General features: G+C 42.1%; 9 protein-coding genes and 1 pseudogene. 7 read left to right on the forward strand and 3 right to left on the reverse strand.

Annotated features, from left to right (window positions below; genetic code table 11):
* Positions 1–101: 101 nt before the first annotated feature.
* Both ahpF and ahpC read right to left on the reverse strand, forming a co-directional pair.
* Entirely contained in the window at positions 102–1,694 is a 1,593-nt protein-coding gene (gene ahpF / locus ACFI6G_RS20895; protein ID WP_016791101.1) for an alkyl hydroperoxide reductase subunit F, read from the reverse strand.
* 211 nt (positions 1,695–1,905) lie between these two features.
* Complete coding sequence (ahpC, locus tag ACFI6G_RS20900; RefSeq protein WP_004736364.1) at positions 1,906–2,463, reverse strand: alkyl hydroperoxide reductase subunit C; 558 nt, start codon at positions 2,461–2,463, stop codon at positions 1,906–1,908.
* Positions 2,464–2,967: 504 nt separating this feature from the next.
* Here ahpC and ACFI6G_RS20905 point away from each other — a divergent pair.
* Both ACFI6G_RS20905 and ACFI6G_RS20910 read left to right on the forward strand, forming a co-directional pair.
* Positions 2,968–3,459, forward strand: a complete 492-nt coding sequence (locus ACFI6G_RS20905) for a VOC family protein (protein ID WP_010439712.1) — start codon at positions 2,968–2,970, stop codon at positions 3,457–3,459.
* A 304-nt stretch (positions 3,460–3,763) separates the two neighbouring features.
* Entirely contained in the window at positions 3,764–5,140 is a 1,377-nt protein-coding gene (locus ACFI6G_RS20910; RefSeq protein ID WP_016768525.1) for a uracil-xanthine permease family protein, read from the forward strand.
* Between the two features lie 279 nt (positions 5,141–5,419).
* Here ACFI6G_RS20910 and ACFI6G_RS20915 read toward each other — a convergent pair whose 3' ends face one another.
* Entirely contained in the window at positions 5,420–5,914 is a 495-nt protein-coding gene (locus ACFI6G_RS20915) for a YcxB family protein (protein WP_016784673.1), read from the reverse strand.
* 315 nt (positions 5,915–6,229) lie between these two features.
* Here ACFI6G_RS20915 and ACFI6G_RS20920 point away from each other — a divergent pair, with 315 nt between their 5' ends.
* The 5 genes and pseudogenes from ACFI6G_RS20920 (at position 6,230) to ACFI6G_RS20940 (ending at position 9,763) form a co-directional block, all read left to right on the forward strand.
* Positions 6,230–6,907: a haloacid dehalogenase type II gene (locus ACFI6G_RS20920; protein WP_010439735.1), complete on the forward strand. Its 678-nt coding sequence runs from the start codon at positions 6,230–6,232 to the stop codon at positions 6,905–6,907.
* 144 nt (positions 6,908–7,051) lie between these two features.
* Positions 7,052–7,358, forward strand: a pseudogene (locus tag ACFI6G_RS20925) (bifunctional metallophosphatase/5'-nucleotidase); the annotation flags it as partial.
* A gap of 253 nt (positions 7,359–7,611) precedes the next feature.
* On the forward strand, positions 7,612–8,064 hold the full coding sequence (locus ACFI6G_RS20930) for a septal ring lytic transglycosylase RlpA family protein (RefSeq protein ID WP_010439737.1): 453 nt from the start codon (positions 7,612–7,614) through the stop codon (positions 8,062–8,064).
* Between the two features lie 199 nt (positions 8,065–8,263).
* Positions 8,264–9,277, forward strand: coding sequence for a manganese-dependent inorganic pyrophosphatase (locus ACFI6G_RS20935; RefSeq protein ID WP_016786075.1), 1,014 nt, complete (start codon positions 8,264–8,266; stop codon positions 9,275–9,277).
* A gap of 282 nt (positions 9,278–9,559) precedes the next feature.
* Entirely contained in the window at positions 9,560–9,763 is a 204-nt protein-coding gene (locus ACFI6G_RS20940; protein WP_004736343.1) for a hypothetical protein, read from the forward strand.
* The last annotated feature ends 168 nt before the right edge of the window (positions 9,764–9,931 follow it).

A 9,931-nucleotide genomic window follows, 5' to 3' on the forward strand; every position in this document is an offset into this window, starting at 1 on the left:
CCACTCCTAAATCCATAGGAGTGGTGTCTAAAAATCGACTAAGTGGTTAACAATAATTAGTAAGTTAACAAGAACGTTTTAAGGAATGTTTGCTTAAAAGATTAAGCGGTTTCAGCTTCTTTAACCGGAGCTGAGTTACGGATTAGGTGGTCAAATGCACCTAAACTTGCTTTTGCACCTTCACCCATCGCAATGATGATTTGTTTGTAAGGCACTGTTGTTACATCACCCGCTGCGAATACACCTTTCATTGATGTTGCACCATGAGCGTTAATTTCAATTTCACCGCGTGGTGAAAGCTCAACTTTTGAACCCTTCAACCATTCACTGTTTGGCATCAGGCCGATTTGAACAAAGATACCTGCTAGTTCGATCTGTTTAAGTTCATCGGTGTAGCGGTCTTTGTATTCCAGACCCGTTACTCGATTACCATCACCAACCACTCGTGTTGTTTGAGCCATTTTGATGATTTCGATGTTCGGTGTCGTGTTCGCTTTGTCTATAAGCACTTGGTCAGCACGTAGTGTGTCTGCAAATTCAAGTACGGTTACGTGTTCAACGAGACCAGCCAAGTCAATCGCCGCTTCGATACCTGAGTTACCGCCACCAATAACCGCTGTTTTCTTACCTTTGAACAAAGGACCGTCACAGTGTGGGCAGTAAGCGACACCTTTATTGCGGTACTCTTGCTCACCCGGAACGTTCATTTCACGCCAGCGCGCACCAGTACTGGTGATCACCGTACGAGCTCGCAGTGTTGCACCGCTTTCTAACTCAATATGGATGTAACCGTCTTCTGTGTCTTCTGCTGCGATGATGTTCGCTGCACGCTGCTCAGTCATTACCTCAACACCGTACTCTTTTACGTGCTCTTCTAAGCTTGCGACTAACTTAGGACCGGTGGTTGCTTTTACTGAGATAAAGTTCTCAATCGCCATGGTATCCATCACTTGACCACCGAATCGGTCAGCAACAACACCAGTGCGAATGCCTTTACGTGCCGCATAAATTGCCGCTGAAGAACCCGCAGGGCCGCCGCCTACAACCAATACATCAAACGGTGCTTGTTGGTTTAGGTTTGCCGCTTTCTTTTCTGCTGCGCCTGAATCGACTTTGTTCAATATTTCAGCCAGTGACATACGGCCTTGACCAAATAGCTCACCGTTAATGAATACGCTCGGTACTGCCATGATGTCGCGAGACTTCACTTCGTCTTGAAATGCTGCGCCGTCGATCATGGTTGTCTTAATCAGAGGATTAATCGCCGACATCATGTTGAACGCTTGAACTACTTCTGGACAGTTTTGGCATGATAGCGAGATGAAAATCTCGACATTAAGCTCTTGATCTAATTCTTTTACTTGCTCGATTACGTCAGCTTCAAGCTTGATAGGGTGACCACCACTATGAAGCAGTGCCAGTACCAGTGAGGTGAACTCGTGACCCATCGGTAAACCTGCGAAGCCAATCGCTGTACCTTTATCTTGGTTCACCACCTGCATGATAGGGCTGCGAGTGCTTGCGCTATCATTTCGAATTACTTCAATTTTGTCAGTGAGAGAGGCGATATCATTCGCTAGGTCTTGAAGTTTGTTTGCGGTATCGCTGTTATCAAGGCTCAGCACTAACTGAACATTGGTTTTTAGGTTTTCTAGGTATGCTTTTAGCTGCTGCTTCATTGCTTGATCTAACATAATCGTGCCTGCTCTTAATTCTGTGTCTTGGTATTGACCAATACCTTCTTGCTGAAAAAGGAAAATAAAAAAAGGGCGCAAGTCGGCAAATATTGTGGTGTTGATGGTTTGAAAGGGTGGCGCGCAACTGCCCTTTAGGAGGGAGGCCGAAGCGCGCCTGTAGAACCGTTTTATTTGTTCTTTTTAGCTATTCTTGTTAGCTAGGCTTAGATTAAATCTTACCTACTAGGTCTAGAGATGGCGCTAGAGTCTCTTCGCCTTCTTTCCATTTAGCTGGGCAAACTTCACCTGGATGAGCGGCTACGTATTGTGCTGCTTTAACCTTGCGTAGTAGGTCTTCAGCGTCACGACCGATACCTTCAGCGGTGATTTCCATTGCTTGGATAACGCCTTCAGGGTCGATTAGGAAAGTTGCACGGTCTGCAAGGCCTTGACCTTCACGCATTACGTTGAAGTTATTTGTGATGTTGCCCGTTTGGTCGCCTACCATGAAGTATTCGATAGTGCCGATTTTGTCAGAAGTATCGTGCCATGCTTTGTGAGAGAAGTGTGTGTCAGTTGATACTGAGAAAACTTCTACGCCGCGAGATTGAAGCTCTGCGTATTTGTCTTGTAGGTCAACTAGCTCAGTTGGACATACAAACGTGAAATCTGCTGGGTAGAAGAAGAATACAGCCCACTTACCTTTAACGTCTTGCTCTGTGATTTCTACGAATTCGCCGTTTTTGAATGCTGTTGCGTTGAATGGTTTGATTTCTGTGTTGATCATGATTTGACTCTCTTTCTAATTTGTAGTGTTTAACGCTATCCCGCGTCGATGTAGATATATTGCATTCGCACCGAAAATTAGTGAAATCGGACATTTCTATAGATTCAATAGGCAAATCCTATCCTTGATAGAAGAAGGCTATCGATAAAAGTTATCAACAGAAGTTATCGACAAAGCTTATCAACAAAAGCCATCAAAGCGGGCACCGCTCTATTTGGGTAGCTACGCTTTTTAGGTTGTTCTCTACATAAGGCTTATCTCTATTAGCGTGAGCATCTATTTATAGTGTGAGCATCTATGTATAGCGTGAACATCTATGTAGATACTGCTTCTTTAAGTGTTCTGAGATCTCATGGTTATCTATAAATAACAAAAAATTATCATTAATATAAATTATGATAATTTCAGTTAATCTTATTATATCCATATACTCTCTCCATCGAAACGAAACACCGAAGCTACTCTTCGGAAAGCACAGAATTAAAAACGAATTTGGAGCAAGTTATGAAAATGAATCACGTAGGCATCATGGTGGGCGACATGGATAAAGCAGTCGAGTTTTACACTAAGGCTCTGGGTCTAAGAATCGTAATGAACAACACTAAGGTTATGGAAGAGCGTGAATCAGCAATCGGACGTATGTGTATCGCAGTATTTGGCGAAGGCTTCAAAGGCTTCAACATTGCACACCTAGTAACATCTGATGGTATCGGTGTTGAGCTGTTCGAAATGAAAGATCGTCAAGAGCGTCACGAAGTAGACTTCTCTCGCCTAGGCATCTTCCACTTCTGTCTACAGCTTCCAAAAGAGCAGTTTCATTCAGCGATTAAGCGCGTTGAAGAGTTTGGCGGTAAGGTTCGTATGGACATCATGCGTTACCACCCAGAAGACGAACTAAAACAAGCGCAAATGGTTTACCTAGAAGACCCGTTTGGCAACCTATTCGAATTCTACTCGCACACATACGAAGACACGTACGCGACTGATTACGAGTAATCGCGTTACCTGCCTGTTATAAGGCAGAAAAACGAAACACCCCCTAAAGAGGATTGGTAGAGATACCAATCCTTTTTTTGTGTCTGCGATATTGAGTTAGAGGTGATGGATAAACCATATCAAAGGAGTGCTTCGTGGTCTCCGTTTGCACTAAAACAAGCCGACAGTGTTGCTCTATAGTGCAGCAATGGCTAGAGATGAAACTTAACCGATTGATAAATATAATGTTAAACCATTGGCATATATGTTGCTCTATTGTCTTTATGTAAATTGTATACAATAAAAAATACATTAAGGAAATCACATGGAACATAACAGTGAATTGATTTACGGATTGGATGACCGACCATCCGTCAAAGCAGCCAGTTACGCGGCGTTGCAACACGTTTTAGCAAGCTTTGTTGGAATTATCACACCCACACTCATTATTGGCGGCGTTTTAGGGTTAGGTGAACACATTCCTTATTTGATCAGCATGGCACTGATGGTGTCTGGTGTAGGTACATTCATACAAGCGAAAAAAATTGGCCCTGTTGGTGCTGGAATGATTTGTGTCCAAGGGACTAGCTTTGCATTCTTAGGGTCAGTTCTAGGGGCAGGCTTTCTAGTGAAAGCGAATGGAGGTGGTCCAGATGAAATGCTTGCAACTATCTTCGGAGTTTGTTTCTTTGGTGCGTTTGTCGAGATCCTATTATCGCGTTTTATCGAAAAACTGAAGGTGGTTATCACTCCTGTTGTCACCGGAATCGTTATCACGACGATTGGTATCTCTCTGATCAAGGTCGGTGTTACTGATATTGCTGGTGGTGTTGGTGCAGAAGATTTTGGGTCTGCAAGTAACCTGATGCTAGGTGCTATCGTTCTCGGAACCATAGTTGCACTTAACCTTAGTAACAGCACTATGGTAAGGTTGTCATCAATTTTAGTCGGGTTGGTTGTTGGTTGGTGCGTGGCTATTTTGATGGGTAAGGCTTCAATGGTAACCTTTGCTTCTCAACCTTTATTGAGTATCCCTGTCCCATTTAAATATGGTTTCGCTTTCGATTGGCAAGCATTTCTCCCGATTGCTTTTATCTACTTAATCACCGTTATTGAAACGACAGGTGACCTTACCGCCAATAGCATGTTCTCAGGACAGCCTGTTAAAGGGCCTAAATATATCAATCGACTAAAGGCAGGTGTGCTAGCTGATGGCGTGAATTCGCTTATCGCCGCTGTTTTCAATACTTTTCCGAATACGACTTTCAGCCAGAACAATGGTGTGATTCATTTTACGGGAATAGCGAGCCGATACATCGGCTACTTTATCGCGGCTATCCTTTTCCTATTAGGGCTTTTTCCTATCTTAGGTTCGGTATTAATGACAATTCCAAAGCCAGTATTAGGCGGAGCTACATTGGTGATGTTTGGTACGGTTGCCGCTGCTGGCATCAAAATTATTGCTAATGAGAAGCTGGATCGCCGAAGAATCATGACGATTGCTATCTCACTAGGTTTGGGGCTAGGGGTCATGCTTGTGCCGGACTTATTGAAAGAAGCTCCTAAGTTAGTGCAAAGCATATTTGGCTCGCCAGTGACCATGTCGGGTATTGCCGCACTTGTAATTACAGGGCTGATGTCTTTAGTGCCAGACACTAAAACAAAACCGCTTACGAATTCGGTACAAGCCAGTAAAGCGTAACTGTTTTGATGGGAATGGCTTTTATAATCTTAAACAGAGCCGAATACTGCTATACATGGCTCTGTTTAATTTTACTGGGGAAACCTTAGAAAAATGACAGGTTAATTCCAAAGGGCGTTACCTCACGTAAACGTCAGATTGGTCCTGCTGTCCAAAAGGCAATTGAGAGCTTTTGGAAAGTAAAAGCTGTTATCTAATAAATAGGTAACGAAAAGGATTGGTAGCAATACCAATCCTTTTTGTATTTTGAGTATGTTTAAATTTTTATGTGTATATACGTTAGTTCACTTTGGATGCTGCGTGTTGCTCTAGCATGAAGGTGATCACTTCATCATTTAAGCAAGACTTGCTCACATATTGGCGCTGTTTACCTATGTGAAGAATAAACCCTAAATCCGTTTGTTGAAGTTGGTCGATTTGACTCCAGGTAATGCTACGGGTGTTTTTAACGTTTTTATAACTTACACCTTTAGAATCAACCTGAAATACTACCCTGCTGCCAGAACCCGAGCTGATGGTTTGTCGCCATAACCACCAGGTTCGCTTGCAATAAACACTGAACGCTTCAATAACACTTAAAACAATAAAGAACCAACCAACATAACCGTTGGGCAATAGCTCAAATTCTAATAAAACCACACCGAAAATAAGAAAAAGTATGCCTTTCAAATAGGCTTTCGGAAATTTAGCAGGAAGGCTAGTTTGATCATAACACTCCGCAAAAAAGGGCTTATCGAGGGTGTATTCTGTAGTGAAATCGAAGTCTTTAGACATAGGTGGCTGCTTTCAGGTTTTCTGTGAATGAATATTCTATGCTGCGATCTCGCAACCCGAGTATTGTATAGCTTCTTTTGGCTTTTCTTTAGCTGTTTTGATTCTCTTTTGTAAACCAATGATACGACCGAGGCCGCTCTCACCATCGCTAAATTGGTTGGTTTTTTGCTAACTTGGCTATCAAATTGTACTGTGAGATCTCTCAACTCAATACTCAGGTCAAAACATCGCCTGTTATTGTTTGTTTATTCGAGCGTTTAGTTATCTAAAGAACGGCTTGCATTAACCACTGAAAATAACGATGAGGAACACACTATGCCTACACAAACCATTCTGTTCGATATAAATGAAACGGTGCTTGATTTGCGCATACTTAAACCTAAGTTTCGTCAATATCTTGGAGATGAGAGTCATATGAGTACCTGGTTCTCGATGTTATTGCATTCATCCACCGTTTGCTTAGTTACTGACACCTCCAGTGATTTCAAAAGCCTTGCATTATCAGCCTTACAGTCGATCGTGGGTCGTTTAGGTAAAACAATCTCTGATGAGGGCTACCAAGATATTTTGAGCACATTTGCTTGCTTGCCTGCTCATGATGACATTAAGCCCGCGATGATTGAATTAAGACAAGCTGGCTATCAGTTGGTTGCGTTGTCCAACTCTTCATCGGAGCTTCTTAAATCTCAGTTGTCCTTTTCGGGTTTACTCGACTATTTCGATAATACAATTTCTGTCGAGCAAGCTAATACTTTTAAGCCCGCGAAATCAGCTTACCAATATGCGTTGCAACAACTACAAATAAAACCTGCTCAGGCTCGATTAGTTGCAACTCATGATTGGGATACGCATGGTGCGCTCAGTGCTGGTTTAAAAGCCGCTTATATTGATCGATCCGGCGCGCCATATAATCCACATTATTCGGTGCCAGATGTCTTGAGCGATAATATGGGTGATATCGTTAAGCAGATTATAAGTAAGGACGAACGTTAAGCTCTTTGTTCCAAATAAAGTAAGCTTTCGTTTCACTATATGACTCTGATTTTTAAGAAGAGGTGCAATTTAGCGCCTCCTTTTAACGGTAACGTTAATCGTCAAGTCACATAAATCGTGCATAAGATTTTAGTTAAACTTCAAATTGACAACACCTATAAGGTAAATGCAATTCTACTTTCTCTTACCTTTCCTGCCTTTACCGCGATGGTGATATTCACGATGTCACGATACTTCTTCAGATATCCATGGTCATTTATGGCATGGGGTTACGCGTCAAATAAACTCAACACTCGTGGCAGATTAAGCCAAATAGCCACTAAAGTGGGGAATACCCGCACAGAGCAATCAACATTATCCTCGTAGACGCTGGCGATACCATCCAAGGTAACTTCGTAGAAACATCAACGATGATCTCGTCAATTCAATGATGCTTGGTTTTAATCACCTAAAAGATCAAATGTGCTGATTCTGATGAGGACATGGACGAACTGTATCATCGATATCATAAACAAATTCGAGAAATCATCCAATTTAAGACGTTGTTAAAATTGACGGTTTGACGATAAAACCTTTCACGAATATGACGGAATAAATCGTCGTACATGAAAATATTGGTAAGTCATACCGAATGGAAGCCTTGACTGATTAGCGACTATACTCAGACGTATACAGCTGAACCAAAAACAACGAAAACAGAGAACATGCAGAAATTAGCGCACCTAAATCACATGAAAAAATTACATATTATCTTTACCGCTTTTATTCTTATGATATTAGCCGGATGCACCTCAACATCGGCTGTCGGCAGTTCTAAAACAAAGGAATATGCCGAGTCACATGCTCTTGCTGGTAAAGCTTCTTGGTATGGCGATAAATTCCATGGAAGGCTCACAGCAAGTGGTGAGACATACAATATGAATGCGAATACTGCGGCTCATAAAACCTTACCTTTCGGGACTATTGTGAGAGTGACCAATACAGTCAATAATAAGTCTGTTGATGTGAAAATTAATGATCGAGGCCCTTATGTCAAAGGCCGGGTTATCGACCTTTCGCACAAGGCATTTGCAAGAATCGGCAATGTTAAGCAAGGAACCGTGCCTGTCAAAATCGAGATTGTTGATGATAGCAATACCTTTAGGTACAAACATTAATTGCCTCTTAGCCTGAACTGGTTTGTGAAACTCAAAGGATTGGTAGAGATACTGATCCTTTTTTTTGGGTAAACCTAATGAGAGGCGAATTACATTTCGTTACTTACTGAAGTAAATCTGAAACATCGCTGACACGGTTCTGAAATTTTTAATGGCTAGCTTATGGGGTTCTGAAACAAATCCAAATAAGGAAATACCCGTGAAGCTAACACCTGTCGTTACCGCCGTAATCATGTCTTTCAGTTCAGCAAGTTTTGCTTTTAGCTTGCAACAATCAGCCAATGAAAACAGTGAAGATCTCGTATGGACGGGGCACCTTAGCCCAGATAGCGACACGGTAATGTCTGCAATGCTCGCGGCTCATATCTATGGTGGTACAGCGACAGTGCCTGAGCCAATCAACCCTGAATCAACGTTTATCTTGAACTACTGTAATGCAGAATCACCACGAGTAGAGTCAGATTACTCTTCATACCGAGTAGGGCTGGTGGACTTTAACCAAGTGACTCAATTAGCGCCAACCATCGATCAATCATCTATTGTTGCTGTGGTCGATCACCATGCGATTGGTGGCTCACCGATTAATACGCCACAAATTGTCGAGATGGATATTCGAGGTTGGGGTTCGGCTGCCACTATTCTGGCTGACAACGCTGAAAAGCTTGATGTGACCTTACCTAAACACCTTGCTTGTGTCGGCTTAGGCGCGATTCTTTCTGATACTGTGGTATTCCAATCATCAACCACCACTGAACACGATCGTGAATACGCAGAGAAACTGGCAAAAATTGCAGGTATTCCTGATGTCGAAGATTTCGGACAACAGATGTTGATTGCTAAATCGGATCTCAGCCATCTTACTTCTGAAACCATTCTGACGCTGGATTACAAAAACTTTAAATACGGTGGCAAACAGGTGGGCATCGGCGTTGCTGAAACACTAACCGCTCAACAACTGATTGACCGCAAAGACGAGCTTTTGGCGGCTATGAAGTCTTATAAAGAAGAGAACGGCTTAGACCACCTGTTCTTCTCAATCACAGACACCAAGAACAAAGAAGCTAACCTATTGTGGGTAGACGAAAGCGATTATCAAGTCATCAAATCGGCTTTCAACGCTGAACCAACAAGAGATATGTTAACTTTGGAAGGCGTCACTTCACGTAAGCGCCAGATTGGCCCTGCGGTTCAAAATGCAATTGAAAGCTTGTAAGTATTAAGAGAGTTTGGGAGAGGGATTGGTAGAGATACCAATCCCTTTTTGTTTTGGGACTGAATTGGAGTTGGACAGAAATGAGTTTCGGAGAACCAAGTCTTAGCAAATCACGAATTAGCATAAGTATGGAAAGTCACTAAGATCACTGTCCAGTATTGATGGTGCACATCACTATCTTGCTTTTACACAAATCTGACATTGATGAATGCCATAAGCTATCGATATAAACATCGATATATTGTATTATTACATCCGTATTTATACTTATTAGGATTTTCTATGTTGATTCACGAATTTTCGAATAAGGACGTTACCGCTGAGCATGTAATTTTAGCTCAAGCAATACTAGCAGGGACTGCTCAAGGTGATAAAAGTAAAGCACAGCGCTTTATGATTTTTGTAAATGAGATTCCCGATGCGCCGACTGTGCAAAACCTGATTCCACGCTTTAGTCAATTTATGAAGCGCTTTAAAGCCAGTTGACATTCTGAATACGTTACACAGGGATGTGTAATTAAGATCATCAACTCCCCCCAACCACTACCTACTTTTAAACTCTATCTGACCCTATGCTCGCTCTATATCTAGCCGTTGTTGTCGGAGGACAATAGAGTTTGATCAGCTTTAAAAACGTTTCTGGACAAAATCTTT

This window comes from Vibrio sp. PSi01 (assembly GCF_054960695.1).